Source organism: Terribacillus sp. FSL K6-0262 (assembly GCF_037977385.1).
Classification (GTDB): Bacteria; Bacillota; Bacilli; order Bacillales; family Amphibacillaceae; genus Terribacillus.
Window position 1 is genome coordinate 584,318 of sequence record NZ_CP150277.1, and the last position, 19,342, is coordinate 603,659.

Annotated in this window: 21 protein-coding genes; 8 read left to right on the forward strand and 13 right to left on the reverse strand. The window is 46.2% G+C overall.

Annotated features, from left to right (window positions below):
* Positions 1-46: 46 nt before the first annotated feature.
* Entirely contained in the window at positions 47-2,224 is a 2,178-nt protein-coding gene (locus MHI54_RS02965; RefSeq protein ID WP_340082275.1) for a PBP1A family penicillin-binding protein, read from the reverse strand.
* A 167-nt stretch (positions 2,225-2,391) separates the two neighbouring features.
* On the opposite strand from MHI54_RS02965, the gene MHI54_RS02970 reads away from it, so the two are divergent.
* Positions 2,392-2,889 (forward strand): antibiotic biosynthesis monooxygenase, encoded by a 498-nt coding sequence (locus tag MHI54_RS02970; RefSeq protein WP_095216519.1) that lies wholly within the window; start codon positions 2,392-2,394, stop codon positions 2,887-2,889.
* 45 nt (positions 2,890-2,934) lie between these two features.
* Here MHI54_RS02970 and MHI54_RS02975 read toward each other — a convergent pair whose 3' ends face one another.
* Positions 2,935-3,591, reverse strand: coding sequence for a phosphatase PAP2 family protein (locus tag MHI54_RS02975; protein ID WP_095216518.1), 657 nt, complete (start codon positions 3,589-3,591; stop codon positions 2,935-2,937).
* 97 nt (positions 3,592-3,688) lie between these two features.
* Here MHI54_RS02975 and MHI54_RS02980 point away from each other — a divergent pair, with 97 nt between their 5' ends.
* Positions 3,689-4,150 (forward strand): ferritin-like domain-containing protein, encoded by a 462-nt coding sequence (locus MHI54_RS02980; protein ID WP_095216517.1) that lies wholly within the window; start codon positions 3,689-3,691, stop codon positions 4,148-4,150.
* Between the two features lie 127 nt (positions 4,151-4,277).
* Positions 4,278-5,441: a M20 family metallopeptidase gene (locus MHI54_RS02985; RefSeq protein WP_095216516.1), complete on the forward strand. Its 1,164-nt coding sequence runs from the start codon at positions 4,278-4,280 to the stop codon at positions 5,439-5,441.
* 36 nt (positions 5,442-5,477) lie between these two features.
* Here MHI54_RS02985 and MHI54_RS02990 read toward each other — a convergent pair whose 3' ends face one another.
* The 3 genes from MHI54_RS02990 to MHI54_RS03000 are packed head-to-tail and all read right to left on the reverse strand — an operon-like array spanning position 5,478 to position 8,156.
* A complete protein-coding gene (locus MHI54_RS02990) occupies positions 5,478-6,191 on the reverse strand; it encodes an EcsC family protein (RefSeq protein WP_340082276.1) in 714 nt (237 codons plus the stop codon).
* 11 nt (positions 6,192-6,202) lie between these two features.
* The gene (locus MHI54_RS02995) at positions 6,203-7,417 is read right to left on the reverse strand and encodes an ABC transporter permease (protein ID WP_340082277.1); all 1,215 of its coding nucleotides are present in this window, start codon (positions 7,415-7,417) and stop codon (positions 6,203-6,205) included.
* The gene (locus MHI54_RS03000) at positions 7,410-8,156 is read right to left on the reverse strand and encodes an ABC transporter ATP-binding protein (RefSeq protein WP_340082278.1); all 747 of its coding nucleotides are present in this window, start codon (positions 8,154-8,156) and stop codon (positions 7,410-7,412) included. Before MHI54_RS03000 ends, MHI54_RS02995 begins: the two co-directional genes overlap by 8 nt.
* A 446-nt stretch (positions 8,157-8,602) precedes the next feature.
* On the opposite strand from MHI54_RS03000, the gene MHI54_RS03005 reads away from it, so the two are divergent.
* Positions 8,603-9,028, forward strand: coding sequence for an HIT family protein (locus MHI54_RS03005; RefSeq protein ID WP_095216512.1), 426 nt, complete (start codon positions 8,603-8,605; stop codon positions 9,026-9,028).
* A 69-nt stretch (positions 9,029-9,097) separates the two neighbouring features.
* A complete protein-coding gene (locus tag MHI54_RS03010) occupies positions 9,098-9,472 on the forward strand; it encodes a YtxH domain-containing protein (RefSeq protein ID WP_340082279.1) in 375 nt (124 codons plus the stop codon).
* A gap of 92 nt (positions 9,473-9,564) precedes the next feature.
* Here the strand turns inward: MHI54_RS03010 and MHI54_RS03015 are convergent, their stop codons facing one another.
* The 3 genes from MHI54_RS03015 to MHI54_RS03025 are packed head-to-tail and all read right to left on the reverse strand — an operon-like array spanning position 9,565 to position 12,550.
* Complete coding sequence (locus MHI54_RS03015) at positions 9,565-10,452, reverse strand: glycine betaine ABC transporter substrate-binding protein (protein ID WP_340082280.1); 888 nt, start codon at positions 10,450-10,452, stop codon at positions 9,565-9,567.
* Positions 10,453-10,506: 54 nt separating this feature from the next.
* A complete protein-coding gene (locus MHI54_RS03020; protein WP_095216509.1) occupies positions 10,507-11,361 on the reverse strand; it encodes a proline/glycine betaine ABC transporter permease in 855 nt (284 codons plus the stop codon).
* Positions 11,354-12,550, reverse strand: a complete 1,197-nt coding sequence (locus MHI54_RS03025; RefSeq protein WP_340082914.1) for a glycine betaine/L-proline ABC transporter ATP-binding protein — start codon at positions 12,548-12,550, stop codon at positions 11,354-11,356. Before MHI54_RS03025 ends, MHI54_RS03020 begins: the two co-directional genes overlap by 8 nt.
* 292 nt (positions 12,551-12,842) lie before the next feature.
* Here MHI54_RS03025 and MHI54_RS03030 point away from each other — a divergent pair, with 292 nt between their 5' ends.
* On the forward strand, positions 12,843-13,310 hold the full coding sequence (locus tag MHI54_RS03030) for a hypothetical protein (RefSeq protein ID WP_095216508.1): 468 nt from the start codon (positions 12,843-12,845) through the stop codon (positions 13,308-13,310).
* Positions 13,311-13,396: 86 nt separating this feature from the next.
* Here MHI54_RS03030 and MHI54_RS03035 read toward each other — a convergent pair whose 3' ends face one another.
* The 4 genes from MHI54_RS03035 to MHI54_RS03050 form a co-directional block, all read right to left on the reverse strand.
* Positions 13,397-14,287 carry a glycine betaine ABC transporter substrate-binding protein gene (locus tag MHI54_RS03035; protein ID WP_095216507.1) on the reverse strand — a complete coding sequence of 297 codons (891 nt, stop codon included), beginning with the start codon at positions 14,285-14,287 and terminating at the stop codon, positions 13,397-13,399.
* A 56-nt stretch (positions 14,288-14,343) separates the two neighbouring features.
* Positions 14,344-15,198: a proline/glycine betaine ABC transporter permease gene (locus MHI54_RS03040; protein WP_095216506.1), complete on the reverse strand. Its 855-nt coding sequence runs from the start codon at positions 15,196-15,198 to the stop codon at positions 14,344-14,346.
* Entirely contained in the window at positions 15,191-16,387 is a 1,197-nt protein-coding gene (locus MHI54_RS03045) for a glycine betaine/L-proline ABC transporter ATP-binding protein (protein WP_095216505.1), read from the reverse strand. The genes MHI54_RS03040 and MHI54_RS03045 overlap by 8 nt, the downstream gene beginning before the upstream one ends.
* Positions 16,388-17,010: 623 nt before the next feature.
* A complete protein-coding gene (locus MHI54_RS03050) occupies positions 17,011-17,358 on the reverse strand; it encodes a DUF1878 family protein (RefSeq protein ID WP_095216504.1) in 348 nt (115 codons plus the stop codon).
* Positions 17,359-17,532: 174 nt separating this feature from the next.
* On the opposite strand from MHI54_RS03050, the gene MHI54_RS03055 reads away from it, so the two are divergent.
* Positions 17,533-18,069, forward strand: a complete 537-nt coding sequence (locus MHI54_RS03055) for a DUF3267 domain-containing protein (protein ID WP_158221562.1) — start codon at positions 17,533-17,535, stop codon at positions 18,067-18,069.
* Positions 18,070-18,222: 153 nt separating this feature from the next.
* Positions 18,223-19,101, forward strand: coding sequence for a peptidylprolyl isomerase (locus MHI54_RS03060; protein WP_095216502.1), 879 nt, complete (start codon positions 18,223-18,225; stop codon positions 19,099-19,101).
* A 37-nt stretch (positions 19,102-19,138) separates the two neighbouring features.
* Here the strand turns inward: MHI54_RS03060 and MHI54_RS03065 are convergent, their stop codons facing one another.
* Entirely contained in the window at positions 19,139-19,321 is a 183-nt protein-coding gene (locus tag MHI54_RS03065; RefSeq protein WP_095216501.1) for a sporulation YhaL family protein, read from the reverse strand.
* Between the last annotated feature and the right edge of the window lie 21 nt (positions 19,322-19,342).

Genomic DNA, 19,342 nt, shown 5'->3' on the forward strand with positions numbered 1-19,342 from the left:
AAAAATCGCTATTTTTTGTAGATTTGTGTCAGAGTCGTGAAATTTGTCAGAATCCGAAACCAGAAAGGACTGTATGGTTGGATTCTGCGCCGCTTTCATCCGTCAGCGGATTGAATGGAACCACATAGTAGGAAGTGTCTTTCAGCGGATTGACTTTATCCACTGTGAAGGATCCCTTCCCTTGTACTTCCCCGATTTTCTCTGCGCCATCGTCCGTTTCTTTATAAATATGATAGACGATCCGCTTGTCATCGCTCGCCGTCCACGTCAAATCGGCATTGACTAGTCTCAAACCTCCGAAACCATAGGAAATCGATGCATCCGTGATTGTCGGCAATTCAACCGGACCGCCGATATCCTCCGCATTCTCCGGCTTTTCAAAGCTTGATGACATCGTCCGGTATTGGGAAACTTGACGCAAGATCGATTTCGTGAGTGCTGTCGGCATCGAGCTGCCGCTCTCCAAATAGTTTTCTTTTGTCGAATTGTCGTATCCCATCCAGCTCACTGCGACATATTCAGGGGTATAACCGGCAAACCATGCGTCTTTATCAGCACCATCCACTAGCGGATGCTGTGTCGTACCCGTTTTGCCAGCCAACGCTCCATAATAGGTCCCTGCAGTTCCAGTACCGCCCGTGACGACTCCTTGCAGCATGCGAGTCATATCCCAGGCCGTCTGTTCGGAAAATACATCCTCCGTCTGTGGATCTGCTTCGAAGGCTGCTTCCCCGTTCCGGTCATAAATCACGTTGATGGACTGGGATTCGACCCACTGCCCCTCATGGGCAAACGTGCGGAAACCTTCTGCTATTTGCAGCGGTGTCAAACCTTTCTCCAAACCGCCAAGGGCGATGGACAGACCTTTATCCGGCAGATCGATATGCATCTTTTCCAAGTATGACTTGCTCGTATTGATACCGATCTGATCGAGCAGCCAAACAGCCGTCGTATTCTTCGATTCCTGCAGGGCTTCATACATCGTGATATCGCCCTCGTACTGATCATCATAGTTGGAAACCGTGTAATCCCCCTCATATGTTTCCTTCTCATCAGGTAGCTCACTGTACGCATTATAGTCTCCCGTATCCAGTGCCGGCCCGTAAACAGCGAGCGGCTTCATCACAGATCCGGGCTGCCTGGGCACCGTCACCCTGTTCATGTCCCCATACTTGAAATCACGCGCCCCCACAGCCGCGACGATTTTGCCGGAGTTCTGATCAAGCATGACAAAAGCCCCCTCGACGCCCTCTGTCGAGCCATCGAAATACGTATCATCCTTCATTGTCTCGTAAGCCGTACGCTGGATATCTTCATCCACGTTCACTACGATCCGGTAACCTCCGGTGCGCAGGTCCTCCAAAGATAAATCATATTTCTCCTGCGCTTCTTCTGCCACCAGATCGATATAGCTCTCGATCCAAGGACGCTCCTGTTCCTCTTCAGGCTCCGTCACGCCAAGGTCCTCCGCTTGTGCGGCGTCTTTTTCTTCCTTCGTGATATAGCCCTGCTCCTCCATCTCATCCAGCACCAAATTTCGTCTTTCCTTTGCCAGATCCGGATTATTATTCGGCGAGTACGTATTGGGCGCTTTGGACAATGCGGCCAGCATCGCACTCTCTGAAAGAGTCAAATCGCTTGCGCTCTTGTTGAAGTAATAGTTGGCAGCTGACTCGATGCCATAAAGACCGTGCGCGAAATAAATTTCATTCAGATAGTATTCCAGGATCTGATTCTTCGTGTAATGCTTCTCCAAGTAGATGGCAGCCATCGCTTCCTTCGCTTTTCGAGTGAAAGTCTTATCATTCTTGAAGAAAAGATTCTTCGCTGTCTGCTGCGTTATCGTGCTTCCGCCTTCCACTTTGCTCATCGCCAGGATATCGCGGTACAGCGCTCTGGCAGTCGCCCGCAAGTCGATACCATGATGGCTGTAAAAACGGGCATCCTCAATGGAAACAAAAGCATTTTTAACATGCTCGGATATTTCATCGAATTTGACAGGCTTCCGGTTTTCTTCATAAAACTGTGCAATCATTTCCCCGTCTTGGTTTTCGACAGTCGAAGCAGCCTTCAGTGTCAAATCATCTTTATCGATAACGAGTCTTCCCCCGAAAAACAAGAGGATATAGACAGCAGTCAAACCTGCCAATATGACACCTGCCCCGAAAAGATAAAAAGTCTTTCGGCGCATACGCAGGTGCTGCTTATGTTCTGATCGTTTCATAACGTTCGTTTCACCTCTTACGTATCCCCATGTTCATTCTATAATCCTTATTATACGACAAAAAATGCCATTTACCCATCTTTCCTGCCGTTTGGGGTCCTGGCTTGCATTGCGTATCATGGAATTGCTACACTGACTCTAACATAATGCCGGGAGGTTGAATACAAATGATTGCATACTTCACCAATGGTACAACAGAATTCCTTCGTCAGCTGAAGAAAAAAGAGCAAGCGAAAATCTGGGTGTTCGAAGGTCCGGAGGGCGCTCTTGCCTATACAGAGGAACCAAATGCAGCAAAATTCACAGCACCTCGTACATATGAACAGGTAACAGGCACAGGTGATATCCCTGACGAAGGGTACATCGCGATTAACAACATCCCTGTCACAGAGGAGGGACGCCCTATATTTGAGGATGTCTTCAAGCGCAGGGCAGGCAAAATCGATCAAACGCCTGGTTTTAAGGCGCTCCGAGTGTTGAGACCTCGATCAGGCAACACATATCTTGTACTGACGGCTTGGGAAGGCAAACAGCACTTTGAAGATTGGAAGAAGTCCGAAGCATTCCAGCATGCCCATAAAAAAGATGCCGATCAGCCGAAGCGGCCGCCATTCAGCGCAGGTCCGGCTTACGTCACCACCTATTTTATCGACAATGAAGAATGACAAGAGCCTGTCCATGCGGTTGGACAGGCTCTTGTCTTTGCCTATTCAATATGAACGAGCTTTTTCCCGTCTTCCAAGCTTATGCTGCAGCCACTTATATAACAAAATCCAAATCAATAAAAAGACCATTCCATAAGCAAAACCAGCCAGCACATCGGTCAAGTAATGGACACGAAGGACATATCGGCTGAAACCGATCAGCAATACGATCAAAGCTGCCAGGAAAGCAGCGATATACCGCTGGCTGTTCTTAAGAAAATGCCACAGGAAATACAGGATGATGCCATATGTGATGAGAGATACCATCGAATGGCCCGAAGGAAAGCTGAAACCCTCCCCATCCACCAATGCCAGTATAATTGGACGTTCCCGCTCCACAAGCCCTTTAATTAGAAAATTGAATTGATAGCCTATGGCTGTCGCCGTAAACACGACACCTGCACCGATCAAATCCCGTTTTTTCAAGGCTAAGAAAAGACCGAATAAAAATGCAAGGACGGTCAAAACAGTACTGGAACCAAACTCTGTGACCCAGCGAAAGAAATCATACCAAATCGTATCCTGCAAGGATCGAGCAAACGGTGCCGTCCACCGGTCCAGCAGCGGATCCGGATGAAAAGCGACATCGAGCGTCAATGCAGCAGCTATGATGATGGAAATCGTAAATAGCAGTATATATTTTCTTCTGTGTGGCAGCTCCATCTTTTCACCTCTGAATGATTTTACTACGATGATGGTTTAGAAAACAAATGCACGGGGAATATACTCTACAGATAGCCAATCAGAAAGGATGATAAACATGGCAGACAACGTAAGGAAAATCAAAGAGGATTCCCAATTACAAGAATTGATCGATGGCTTGAATGTAGACTTGGCGAACGAATACGCAGCTTCCATCATGTATACTACATACAGCGCGGCTGTTTCAGGTCTATATCGCACGGTATTGAAACCATTCTTCGAGGATGAGATTTCGGATGAAATCGGCCACGCAAAATACCTGGCGGATAAAATCGTCACTCTGGGCGGTACCCCTACCACTGTTCCGGCAGAAGTACCCTATCACACAGATGTAACAAAAATGCTGACAGAAGCCCGTGATGCGGAACAGGCTACAATCGAGCGGTACGAAAAACGCAAACAGCAGGCTGAAGATCTCAATATGACGGAGCTTGTCACAAAGCTGGAGGATTTGATTGCCGATGAAACAAACCATCGTGACGAACTGAACCGCCTTTTGAATGACTCCCGTCTATCCTGATAAACGAAACCCATAATCTGATGGTTATGGGTTTCGTCATGTCTTTTTTCTGAATAAAACAATAATTATTATTAAAAAATGTGCTATACTGGTCTTATTTCACACAAATGAAGGAGGCTGGTGCAGCATGCTAACAGAATTATTCAGCAAAATCGATGAATTGTATGAGGATATGGTTGCTACAAGAAGATACCTTCATCAGCATCCAGAGCTGTCCTTTAAAGAAGAAAAGACAGCTGCCTATATCGCGGATACATACGAAAAGCTTGGCATCCCTTATAAAAAAAATGTCGGAGGAAATGGTGTAGTCGCCACTTTGAAAGGTGGTAAGCCAGGTAAAAAGATTGCACTGCGGGCAGATTTCGATGCTTTGCCGATTCAGGAAGAAAACGAGGTTCCTTATAAATCGACAGTTCCCAATGTGATGCACGCTTGCGGGCACGATGGACATACGGCCACTTTGCTGGGCATCGCCAAAGCAGCAAAAGCTCTGCAGGATGAATTACCGGGCACACTCGTATTCGTCCACCAGCACGCAGAAGAATATGCCCCAGGCGGTGCTAAATCCATCATTGAAACTGGTATTTTAGATGATGTCGATGCTGTATTCGGAACACATCTATGGTCCAACACTCCGCTGGGCACGATCGAAACCGCGGATAAAGAATTCATGGCCGGAGCGGACCGCTTCGAGATCGAGATCATCGGTAAAGGCGGACATGGCGCTCAGCCGCATCAAACCAAAGATGCTGTCTTGATTGGTTCTCAAGTAGTGACAGCATTGCAGCAAATCATCAGCCGCCGCTTGGATCCACTGCATACAGCTGTCATCACGATCGGTACGTTCGAGGCTGGGGCCGCCTTTAATGTCATTGCCGATTCAGCGAAGCTGACTGGTACCGTGCGCACTTTTGACACGGCTGTTCAAAAACAGATCAAAGCGGAAATCGAAAATGTGCTGAAAGGTATAACAACAGCTAATGGCGCAAGCTATAAGTATGAGTATATCGAAGGATATCCGCCCGTGATCAATCATCCGGCCCAAGCACAGCTGGTTCTGGATGCTTCCAAGGAAGTGGCAGAAGTCCGGGAAGCCAACAAAGTACTGCCAACTATGACAGGCGAGGATTTCGCTTATTATTTGCATAACAAGCCAGGAGCATTCTTCTTCACAGGAGCCAAGAAAGAAGATCATTACTATCCGCATCATCATCCGAAATTCGATTTCGATGAACGTGCAATGGTCATCGCTGCCAAAACATTGCTCAGCACATGTATGGCATACCAATAAACAATAAAAGATCAGCGCGGACTTCGCGCTGATCTTTTATTTTAGCATGCGGATCCGGTAAGCATGCATTGCCGCAGTACCTAGCTGTTCAAGAAACTTGCCATTTATGATGGCACCGACAAAGGCTCCGACACCTGGCAGAAGCTGGACCATTTTGATTAAATCGATATAATCCCGGTATTCCTGCTGCAGCACACGCCAATTGACGTCTTCGATGGCCCCGCTTACGTCATTCCAATGACGGATTTCTTCCCAAAGCTTCACCCTTGTTTCACCGCTTGAGAAAGTGGCGCTGAATATTTGCAGCAGAAATACCCTTTCGCTGAATCCCGTCACATCGAAGCCATAAATCCTGCCTATATCGAATAAACATTTCATCTTGATGCTGAGCAGGAGCGGGAAATCGGCCATGCCTAAAAGGATGCCTCCGGCCCCAGTGCCTGCTCCTTCCAATCTCGCTGTCGTTTTGTAACGATTGATCACTTTCCGGACTTCTTTTTCCCTTTGTTCAAAACTCCACTTCTCTTCAACCTGAATTGGATAGATATAGTTGGAGGATGTCAGGCTGAGCTCGATCATTTGGCGGATTGCAGCCGTGATTGCGCTATGCACCGCCGCTGGGATCTTATCGGTGATCGAATCCTGGGCACCCTTGGAAAATCGCTGAAACCTGCCGCTGCGCCGCTGCAGGGAATGATAATAGAACATTGCTTCCTTCAGTTTTCTTTCCTTATAATGATCTTCCCCCATCCGACTCCCTCCTATTTCAACCGTTTTGGCACATACATCCGGACAAATCCAAGTCCAAATGCCACGCCGGCCGCAAGCGCCAAACCGAACCCAAGCACATCCGCACGGAGCAGGAATACCAGGCTAAGCAATACCGCCTGTATGACTGCCAATTGCTGCAAAAGAGCTAATAAAGCACGTTTCCGGGTAGCATCCGGTACCGGATAAAGATCCATCCAGGCTATGGTCCGATGATGCTTCCACAAACCGATGAGCTGGAACCCGGTTAAATAAAGGAATAACAAAGCAAACGCCAGCTGCACCCAAAGATTGGGAATGAAGTAAATGATGACCCCGGCAAGGATCGTCAGCCGCAGGAACAGTCCGAAGTAGTCCCCTCCCCTGACGAAAGTGACCCGGAACAGATAATCATACGTATGTGTCTGCTCGAAAGGAACACGCCCCGTAAACAGATTGACGACAAATTGACGCTTATGGACTTTTGTCTTCAAATGCGGAACATCGGCAAATTGGTTCGCAATTCGGTAAAACGCCTGCATACGGGCCTGATCTTTTTCAATCAGCAAGTCCCAGGCCAGCCCGCCTTGCTTTCTGCTGATGCTATAGTCTGCGATGAGCAGTACAACAAATAGAACTGTCAAAACGGCAGCAGCCAGCAAATCTCCGCGTAAAAAGAGCCAAAAGCATCCGATATTCAAAACCACACGCAGCGTCTGTTCCATTCTTCTTATATTGACATTCCGGACTTTCAGCATCCACCAATTCATATGTAGATTCCATAGCTTAAATACAAGCAGGACGACAAATACAAGGAGATAGGATACAAAGCCTTCCCCAAGTCCAGCCGCAAAAAACAAAGGCGCCAGCACCGCTGCAGCCAGGATGAGCATGTAGAGCTGGGTGAAGAAGCTATAGCCGATCGTCAACTTGAAATAACGATGCAGCTTTGACTCAAGCGGAAGCAGGAACACGATATCCGCTTCCTTCAATAACGTTCGAACCGGGCTGTAGCTCGCCAAAAGACCAAATACGGCACCAATCAAAAGCGGTGCAGGAAAATCCGGAGCCAATGTTTCAAGCCACTGCTGATAATAATAAGCAAGCCCCGAAAGCAGGAAGAGCATGGCTATCATAAGATGCTGATTGAATATATAACGCAGATAACGGTTCATTTCCTTCATATGCTCGGAAAGCCGCTGCTTGAAAAATGTCTCCGCATTAAACATGGCTGTCTTCTTCCTTCGTCAGTTGGACATACAAATCATCCAGCGTCGCATCCTGCATACCGAATTCATTGCGCAGCTCCTCCATCGTACCAGCCGCCCGCAGCTTTCCGTCATGCAGGATGACGATACGATCGCAGTAACGTTCCGCAGTGGCCAGGATATGCGTGGACATCAATACGCCAGCCCCATTCTCCTTGGCTTGATTCATCAGCTGCAGGTATGACTGAATGCCGAGCGGATCAAGCCCGACGAATGGTTCATCCACAATATATAGATTTGGTTCGACCAGGAATGAACACATGATCATCACTTTTTGACGCATCCCCTTTGAAAAATGGACCGGGAACATCTTCAGCTTCTTTTCAAGCCTGAATTCTTTCAGCAAAGGCGGAAGCCGTTTATCAAAATCCTCCTGCGACAGATCATAAGCCTGTGCAGTCAAACGCAAGTGATCATATAACGTCAATTCATCATACAGCACCGGCATTTCCGGAATGTACGAAAAATTGCTCCGATATGTCTCAGGTGAAGCGGCAAACGTGCTCCCATTGATTTGGATACTGCCGCCCTTGGGCTGCATGAGTCCGATGATATGCTTGATTGTCGTACTCTTTCCAGCTCCGTTAAGGCCGATGAGGCCGACAATTTCCCCTGCATCGACTTTAAAAGATATATCATGCAGGACATTTTTATGTGTATATCCGCCTGTAAGTGAATCTATATGTAATAAAGGCTGCATTATCCGTTCCCCTTTCTTAAGGCACTCTCCTGCTAAAAGTTTACCAAAGCCCGCCGTATTTGCCAAAATAAAACGGTTATAACCTCCATCAGGCTTGCACATACTAATTTCGAAGCAAAGAAGCTGCCAAGAGGGTTTCCTTTCAAGCAGGACCCATTCATTTGAAAATGAGGTGTTGGCAGGAGATACAAACCGCTACGTCCGAAAGTAAGCTGATTTACAACCTGTAAGCAAGCTGAAAGTGTACTGGCGCAAACTCCGTAAGCCGCTGTACAGTTCGAAATGGTTTTACTCTTGGCAGCCTTGCTTCAGAGGCAGACACTCCCAAAACGCGAAGAATTCCAACATTCCGGCCGTTACGGGATGTCTGCCTATTTCATTCGACATACTTTACAAGCATGTCCATTCCTTTATACAATATGTATACATATTAAAGGAGTGATCGTATGCACGAAAAGGATTGTATCTTCTGTAAAATCGCAGCTGGCGAACTGCCTTCGGCAAAAGTCTATGAAGATGACCAAGTACTTGCTTTTATGGATATCGGCCAAGTGACGAAGGGACATACCCTCATCATTCCGAAGACACATACGAAGAATATATACGAAACACCGCCCGAAGTGGCCCAGGAAGTATTCGCACGTGTACCCCGGGTGGCGAATGCGATCAAAGATGCTTTTCAGCCAGCTGGATTGAACATTTTGAGCAACACAGAAGCTGCAGCAGGACAGACTGTCTTCCATCTGCATGTGCATTTGATCCCTAGGTATGGAAAAGAGGATGGCTTCCACGCCACTTTCGAGCAGCATGACAGTGTTGCCAGTGAGCACCTTGCTGAATTGGCGGAAGCAATCAGCAGTAAAATCAAGTAAGCGCATCCCAATAGGTTTCACTGCTACATAAGACGAGAAAATAGTATAATGAAGTAGGAAGGAGTGATAATGATGGCTAATGGCAAATCAATCGCTTTAGGTATACTCGTAGGCAGCACGGTCAGCGCTGCAATCACTTTGCTTACAGCACCATCTTCCGGCAAGGAACTGCGCGCAGACGCAAAACAGCGCACTGACGAATGGAAGGTCACATTCAACAATCTAAAAAATGAAGGAACACAGCTGAAAGAACAAATCGCCAGAACGTCCAAAGAAGGCGCTGCTATGTTCAAGGAATTATCAGCTGAAGTCAAGACTTCCATCGAAAGCTGGAAACGCACAGTTGAACCGCATCAGAAAAATATCCAGAAAAGCTTGTCTCAAATCGAGAAAACCTTGAAGGAACTGGAAGAAAAAGCGAATCAGAAAAACAGTGATGCATGAAAAATGCTCTCCGTGATGGAGAGCATTTTTTCATTGACCGTAAATCAAAAGAGCCCTTTCTTTAAAAGAAAGGGCCTCTTATGACAGCCATTTTATTTCGCTTCCAAATCCTCAATGGAATTTGCATCTACGTACTCAGGTACAACCAAGCCTGTTTTCGCACCTTCCAAGTTAGGCCCTAAGTCAACAACCTTGTCTTTGTATTGTTCATACAAATCACCATGTGTAGTCGGAAGCCAAGCCGCTACCATGGCATCCGCTTCTCCATTGGCAACTGATTGCCACATAACTGCATTATCAAGCGGCGTAATCTTTGTCTTGTATCCCAAGTCATCCAGCACAACCTTCATAACATTCGTGGAAGCGACCTCGGAATCCCACTCGACATAAGTCAGGCTTACTTCCTGACCATTGCCTTTCTCGGCTCCTTTAGTCCACTCAGCTACTTTATCTTGATGATCATCCACCCAGTTGCGTGCTGCATCTGCAGGGTCTGTGCCTTCGCTCACTTCCAGCATGACTTCTCCCATATCATCTGTCGTCCAATTGAATTGATCAAGCACTTTGTTCGCACCAGGGACATCGTCGGCAAATCCTTGGCGAGTCATTGTATTGATTGTTTCTTCACTTCCGAATGAACCTTTTGGATCTTCCAGATACTTCAGGTCATATTTGCTGAACATCCAATGCGGTGTCCAGCCTGTAATGATGATCGGCTCTTCATCCTTGATAGCTTCACCTAACGTTGTAGCCATAGCACCGCTGGAGGATGGCTGCAATGTCCAGCCGTCCAACTGATCATAATCTTCGATTGCTTTTTCTGTCGCACTCATGACACCCGCACCGGCTTCAATCCCGGTGATCGTGTAATCCACTTGCTCACTGAAGCTGTCAGAGCTGGAGCTGTCATTCCCGCATCCTGCTGCTACCAATGTCAACGCCAGTCCAGCTGCCACACCTAATGTTTTCCACTTTTTCATGAAATCGAACTCCCCTTCTATTTATTGAAAGCGCCCATTTCGGGCTGCATTCATTTAGTTGGTTTTATCTTTGTAAATATTTTGGGTAAAACGGTCAATGATGATTGCAAGCACAACAATGCTCAGACCAGCAACGAATCCCGGGCCGACCTGCGCTCGCTGCAAGGAAGACAATACTTCACGGCCAAGACCGGGAGCACCGATCATGGATGCGATGACAACCATGGAGAGCGCCAGCATGACTGTTTGGTTGATACCTGCCATTATGGTGTATTTTGCCATTGGCAATTCGACTTTGAATAGCTTCTGTGCCCCAGTGGAGCCAAAGGCATCTGCAGCTTCCACCAGCTCATCGGACACTTGGCGAATGCCAAGATTGGTAAAACGTACAGTAGGCGGAGTCGCAAAAATCAAGGATGCAAAAATACCTGGCACAACACCGATACTGAAGAATGCCACTGCCGGAATCAAATAAACGAAGGCTGGCATTGTCTGCATAAAGTCTAGAATAGGCGTGATGATGGATTGTGCAATTTTACTTTTAGACATCAGAATACCGATAGGAACACCGATGATGATACACAGAATACTGGAAGTCAGCACCAGTGTGAACGTATCAATCAGCTGGTCCCACAATCCTTGGTTCCAAATGAACAATAGACCGACGATACTGAATACTGCCAAACCGAATTTCTTTCCTGTCATGAAGAAGGCTAATAGGGCAACCAGCAAAATAAAAATGACAGGCGGAATAGCATCGAGACCTGATGTGATCATGTCCATCAAATCGCCTAAACCATCCTTTATCGGATCGAACAGGAACGCGAATGTATCGGTCAACCAATCGACGAAATCAGATGTCCAGTCTGCAACTGGCAGTGCTTCTACGTTCTCCATGAAATCAAGCATGTTCGTTCACCTCACCCTCACCAGCAAGCGCGCCGATAACCGCACCCCTGACGATAATTCCCAATAGCTTTCCGTTTTCCGTAACGGCCAATGGAACCGGCGAATCATGGATGACCGCGAACAAGTCATGCAGCGGTGTATCCTTCTCTACTGTCGGTACATCCCGCTGAACGATTTCTAATAAGTTTTTCACTTCATTCTTTCTCGCTTCATTCGCCGCATCTGCAGTTATGATACCTTGCAGTACACGTTTGCCATCGACAACCAGGATACTGGACAGACCAGCTTCCCGCATGCGTTCCAATGCCACCCGAGGTCCATGCTTATCTATGCTGACTGTTTCTGGCCGTTTCATGATTTGCTGAGCAGTAAGTACTTTTGCTCGATCGACATCCTCTACGAATTTCTCGACATAACTATTCGCCGGATTCATGAGGATTTCCTCAGGAGTGCCAATCTGGACGATATGCCCATCTTTCATCAAAGCGATGCGGTCACCGATTCGCAGTGCTTCGTCCAAATCATGCGTGATGAACAGGATGGTCTTCTTCATGGTTTCCTGCAAGTCCAATAATTCATCCTGCATATCTTTCCGGATCAGCGGATCGAGCGCTGAAAAAGCTTCATCCATCAGCATGACTTCGGGATCATTGGCAAGGGCTCTTGCCAATCCGACACGCTGCTGCATACCACCGGACAATTGCCCTGGATATTGATCCAGATAACTGCCCAAGCCAACAAGCTCCAGGGATTCCTTCGCTTTCTTGGTTCTTTCCTCTTTGCTGATTCCTTGTACTTCCAGTCCATATTCCGCGTTCTGCAGAATCGTCCTGTTCGGGAACAAACCAAATCGCTGGAAAACCATGCTCAGTTTTTCCCGGCGTACCCGGCGAAGTTCCTTTTTATCCATTTTTGCCAGGTTTTCTCCATCGATATAAACATCACCCGTTGTTGGTTCAATCAGATGGTTGATCAGACGCACCAATGTGGATTTACCACTTCCAGAGAGACCCATGATAACAAAGATCTCACCTGCTTCCACTTCGAATGATGCACGATTGACACCAACTGTGCTTCCTGTTTCTTTAAGTATCTCTTCTTTTGTCTTGCCTGCTTCCGCCAATTCCAGCGCAGACTTGATATTCTTCCCAAACACCTTGGATAGATTTTCCACTTTGATGATCGGCACCATATTCACCTCTTTTTTTTCGTAACATGATTGTCATCATCGAGATAACATCCTGTAACATTGTTTCGACTCAATTCATGTTAAACAAAAAGTTCATCCAACACAAACCTGATAAAATGTTGTTTCAGTACCTAAAGTTCGTACAGAATATACTGTACATAATTTAGCCCCTCTTTTACTCCTTTTTCCTTATAAATGCTCCCGAATGCTGTGCCATCCAGCAGTTCCTTTCATTCCTCGTTTCATGTAAGCTTGATACAAACGCATAGATAAAGGGGAGGTAGAGACTATAGTGAATGAAGGGATTTCATCATACGAAGCGCTTATAGTCGAATTGACAAGGACAGGGGAAATGTTCCGATTGTCCGCAACAGAAGCTCGGCTGCTCGCCGTGTTATATGTAGAGAAACATGCACTCACCCTGGATCAAATGGCAAAATCAATCGGAAAAAGCAAAACTGCTGTAAATATAGCAATCCGCAATTTATCCCATCTGGAGCTTGTTGATCGTGTGTGGGTGAAAGGATCAAGAAAAGATTTTTATACAAATGTCAATTCCGTATATAAAAAGCTGATGACGCTGCAAGTCAAGCAATGGCATGCGCAGACAAACCGGCAGGTCGAGGTCATCGAACACTTGAAACAGACCATTCCAAAAGATGATCCGGAATGGAAGACTATGCAGGAGAAACTGAGCAGCAGTCGGCAATTCCACGAAGAAGCAACAGCCATCCTCAAAAAATTAACCGCTATTAGCTGATACTAATAGCGGTTTGACATCATTGTTTTCCTCTCCGAATTGCTTTGATCCATAAGAAAAACCCCTTCCCGCAGGAAGAGGCTTTCTCATTTATCTTTAGGTTCCAGATCTTCAATGGAATCTGCATCAACATAGCTTGGTACGACCAAACCTGTCCTTGCACCTTCCAAACTGGCGCCCAGATCGACAACTTGGTCTTTATATTGCTCATACAGATCACCATGCGTCGTCGGCAGCCATGCTGATGCTGTTGCATCCGCTTCACCTTGCGCGACAGCCTGCCACATGATGGCATTATCAAGTGGTGTGATTTTTGTTTTATATCCAAGATCATCAAGGACGACCTTCAAGACATTCGTAGACGCGACCTCAGAATCCCATTCCACATAAACAAGGCTGACTTCCTGCCCATTGCCTTTTTCGGCACCCTTTGTCCATTCAGCGACTTGGTCTGCATGCTCATCGACCCACGCCCGGGCTGCCTCGGCTGGTTCAGCTCCCTTATTTATTTCAAGCATGACTTCCTCCATATCCTCTACTTCCCAATTAAACTGGTCAAGGACTTTATTCGCACCTGGCACATCATCTGCGAAACCTTGACGAGTGAGCGTATGGAGGGATTCAGCTTCGCCATAGGAGTTTTTCGGGTCATCCAAGTACTTGAGGTCGTATTTGGCAAACATCCAATGCGGGGTCCATCCTGTAATGACGATCGGCTCTTTATCCTCGATTGCATCTTCCAAGGCAATCGCCATTACGCCGCTTGAAGACGGCGTGATGGTCCAGCCATCAAGCTGATAGTCCTTAAATGCTTTTTCCGTCGCTTTCATGACCCCGGCACCGGCTTCGATACCTGTAACCGAGTAATCCACTTGTTCACTAAGGCTGTCTGAGCTGGAGCTGCCATTGCTGCAGCCCGCAGCCATGAGTGACAATGCCAGACCAGCTGCAGCACCCATTGTTTTCCACTTTTTCATGTAACCAAACTCTCCTTTTCCGCATGATACGGAAAGCCTGTTACAGGCTTCATCCATTACTTGGATTTATCTTTATAAATGTTTTGTGTAAAACGATCAATTATGATTGCCAGTACAAAGATACAGAGGCCGGCCACGAAACCTGGACCTACTTGTGCCCGCTGCAAGGAAGCCAATACTTCACGGCCAAGACCAGGTGCACCGATCATGGAAGCAATGACGACCATTGACAGAGCCAGCATGACCGTTTGATTGACACCAGCCATGATTGTGTATTTCGCCATTGGCAATTCCACTTTGAAGAGCTTCTGTGCCCCTGTCGAGCCAAAAGCATCCGCCGCTTCCACCAACTCATCGGATACTTGGCGAATACCGAGATTCGTAAAGCGGACTGTTGGAGGCGTCGCAAAGATCAGCGAGGCAAAGATACCAGGGACAACACCGATGCTGAAGAAAGCAACTGCCGGAATCAAATAAACAAAGGCTGGCATTGTTTGCATAAAGTCCAAAATCGGAGTGATGATCGCTTCGGCAATCTTACTTTTGGCCATCAGGATACCAATCGGAATACCGACAATGATACAAATGATACTAGCTATCAGCACGAGCGTGAATGTCTCGATCAATCGATCCCAAAGTCCCTGATTCCAAATAAATAGCAATCCGATAATGCTGAATACCGCCAACCCGAATTTCTTTCCTGTCATGAAAAAGGCCAATATAGCGATCAATAAAATGAAAATGACAGGAGGTATGGCAGTCAAACCTTGTGTGATGATGCTCATGAAGCTATCCAGTCCGTCCTTGATCGGATCGAACAAGAAAGCAAATGTTTTCGTCAGCCAGTCGACAAAATCAGTCATCCAATCCCCAACTGGTATAGCTTTTACGTTTTCCATGAAATCAAGCATGTTCGTTCACCTCACCCTCACCAGCAAGCGCGCCGATCACCGCACCCCTGACGATTATTCCCAATAACTTTCCGTTTTCCGTAACGGCCAACGGAACCGGTGAATCATGGATGACAGCGAACAAGTCATGGAGCGGCGTATCCTTCTCAACTGTCGGTACATCACGCTGTATGATCTCCGATAAATTTTTCACGTCATTTTTCCGGGCTTCGTTCGCTGCGTCGGCCGTGATGATACCTTGCAGGGTTCTCTTACCATCCACGACAAAGATACTGGACAGACCAGCTTCCCTCATCCGTTCCAACGCAACACGCGGGCCATGCTTCTCTATGTTGACAGTCTCCGGACGTTTCATGATCTGCTGTGCAGTAAGTACTTTTGCTCGATCGACATCCTCAACGAATTTCTCGACAAACTTATTCGCCGGATTCATAAGGATTTCTTCTGGTGTACCGATCTGAACGATATTCCCGTCTTTCATCAAAGCGATACGGTCACCAATGCGGAGCGCTTCGTCCAAATCATGTGTGATGAACAGGATGGTTTTCTTCATCGTTTCCTGCAAATCCAATAATTCATCCTGCATATCTTTCCGGATCAGTGGATCAAGAGCTGAAAAAGCTTCATCCATCAGCAGCACCTCAGGATCATTCGCCAGTGCACGGGCAAGCCCCACACGCTGCTGCATACCTCCGGACAATTGCCCCGGATATTGATCCAGATAGCTTCCCAGACCGACAAGCTCCAGGGATTCCTTCGCCTTCTTCGATCTTTCCTGTTTGCTGATTCCCTGTACTTCCAGTCCGTATTCCGTATTCTGCAGAATCGTCCTGTTGGGGAATAATCCGAATCGCTGGAATACCATGCTCAGCTTTTCCCGACGTACCCGGCGAAGCTCCTTCTTATCCATTTTCGCTAAGTTTTCTCCGTCAATATAAATGTTACCAGTCGTCGGCTCAATCAGGCGGTTGATCAAACGCACCAGCGTGGATTTACCACTTCCCGAAAGACCCATGATAACAAAAATTTCCCCTGCTTCCACTTCAAATGATGCACGATTGACACCAACTGTGCTTCCTGTTTCTTTTAAGATCTCTTCCTTTGTCTTACCAGCTTCCGCTAATTTCAGCGCATTCTTGATGTTTTTCCCAAACACCTTAGAAAGATTTTCCACTTTGATGATCGGCACAGTATCCACCTCTTTTCCAAATAATCTTCTGTCACCCGTCTTCGATAATCAGGATTTTTCCCTATCACGTTGTTTCGACCTTATTAATACTAAACATAATCAGCAAACATATCAAACGAAATGAATCGTTGTATCTGAACATATAGTACGTACAGAATATACTGTACAATGTATACGACCCTATTACTCCTATTTCCTTCAGAATACTCCTGAATGCTATGTGATGTAGTATTTCGGTGATGCAGCTGAAGCTATATTATATGTAGAAAACCGTCCAATCACTCTGGATCTAATGGTAATATTGCTCGGAAAAGCAAGACACCTGTCCATATAGACATTCGCAATCTTGCTCACCAGGACCTTGCGGAACGCGTTTGGATAAAGGGAGAGAGGAAGGACTTCTTTTCGAGTGTCAGTCCAGCATATGAAAAGTTGACGATATTGCATATGCAGCATTGGATGATCAGGCCAAACGTCAAGTCGAGACCTTCCAGTACATCGAGCAGGCCATTACTGACAGTCATCCTAAAATTCCTGTATCATTCAAAAATCGTTATCCGGCAGCCTTGGCTTTTTTAAGGCAGACAGCTGGGATCCTCAAAAAAAACCGCTATCAGCTGGAGCTAATAGCGGTTTTTCATATCCAATAATATCAATTCGTTCACCAGATCTTTGTATGTATCATCCTGCTTTTCTTCACGAAGTGCCAGCAGTACATCCCAATAATAAAGCTTCTCGGGCAGCATCCCGACGAATTCCAGGAGCAGGGATGTGTAATCGAGCAATCCTTCCTCCTTCTGCTCCTTGTATAATCGATTAAGCCGCTGGAGCATTTCCAAGACACTAGCATATTCCTCCTCATTTATATCCCGTTCAATGAGGAGCTTACGGAAAGGATATTTATCCAACACTCCTGTCTCTGCAATCAACTGCAGATGAAAAGACAGCGTACTCTTTTTTTCTTCCTCCATAAAAACGCTTCCTTTGTCTCTCAAAATGGCCGTTTCACGTAAACGGATCTTGTTCTTATATTTTAAAGTAAAATTTCCAGGAAAGCTATTGATTTTCCCGATCAAACGTACTAATATCTCTTAAGTGAAGAAAAGCTCACCCTAAATTCATGCCTACAGAAGGGAGCCATGGCCATGAATTGCTGGAGAAGTGTCGATGTGAAGAAAGATCTCGGTGCCAATCGGATTAATCTAATCTCGACGATGATCGGAATACTGGTGTTCATCATTTTATATCCGATGCTGACGCTGATCCATCCAAAAATAAAAATCGACGAAACAGATTTATTGCTATCATTGATTTCCATATACCTGCTTCCTTTTATCCATAGCATCACACATTTGATTCCTTTTTGGATATCCGGGAAGCGCTGTGAATATAAACTGCGTTGGATCGGACAATTCATCCCGATCATGCAATTCAGGGTCAGGACCGAAACAAGCAGGGGCATTCCGTTCCTTTCCTTGCTCATGCCGACCGTCTGGATTACATTGCCTTTGCTGATTGCAGCCATTTTCATGGATGTGATGCCTATCTATTACATCCTGATTGTCAGTGTCAATGCAGGAATGACCTTCTCGGATGGCTTTTACCTATGCAATTTACTGCAGGCACCGCGCAAATGTATCATTGCAGGGACAGATAAAAGCTATGATATACTGGTTAAATGACGCTCCGCCTTCGGAGCGTTTTTACATATGGAAAAACTGTGGAATTACAATTATTGATTGTCTTTTCCCTATTATTATATGATATATTGTCTAAAGGGAAACGGTGGAAATGCCGCCATACAAATTTCAAGTGGATTAGGAGTGTTTGTTTTTATGAAGAAATTGGCTATCGCTGCAGTATTCGCGACAAGCGTTGTCGCACTTTCAGCATGTGGTTCCGGTGAGACAGTGGTAGAATCAAAAGCTGGGGATATTTCCAAAGAAGATTATTATCAGGAACTAAGTGATAAATACGGAGCACAAGTGCTGCAGACAATGGTTCTGGAAAAGGCCCTTGACGATAAATATGATGTAGATAAAGAACAGATCGACGATCAAGTGAAAAAAATGAAAGACCAATATGGGGATTCATTTGAATCTGTACTGCAGCAAGCTGGCTATGCAGATGAAGACGATTTCCGTGAAGCTGTGAAAACAAGCCTTCTTCAACAAAAAGCGATTGCAGATGGAGTCGATGTTTCCGATGATGAAATCAAAACTCGCTATGAACATATGAAGACAGATTTGAATGCAAGTCATATCTTAGTTGCCGACGAAGATACAGCGAAAGAAGTTAAACAGAAGCTGGATGACGGGGAAGATTGGGACAAGCTCGTGGAAGAATATTCCACAGACACTGCAACGGTAGAAAATAAAGGCTCCTTGGATTGGTTCACTGCGGGTACTATGGATTCCGCCTTTGAGGATGCTGCTTACAAATTGAAAAAAGGTGAAATCAGCGATCCTGTAGAAACTAGCTACGGCTGGCATATCATCCGTCTGGATGATACCCGTGATACAGAACAAGAAGTCGGTTCCCTTGATGAAGAACGCGACCAAATCAAGACTGAGCTGGCCATCCAGAAAGTAGACTCCGCTAAACAGCAGGAAAAAATCAATAAAATCCTGAAGGATGCAGACTTTGATATCAAGATCGACCAATACAAGGATTTGGTCGATGATATGACTTCCACATCAACTACTTCCGGCTGATCATAAAAAAGACCGAAACAATTGTTTCGGTCTTTTTTCATTGTTTTTTATCTGCACGTCTGGCTCTTTCTTCCTCGATGCGCTCCATGTACACATTTCCTTCCCGCTCGATGAACTGCTGCTCCGCCTGATAATCATGCCTCTGCGTCCGGAATGCCATGAAGCCGCTGCCGATCATGCAGAGGAAAGCAAGCATGACCCACAATGGAATATCCGGCATTGTAATACCCCCTTGTCCTTG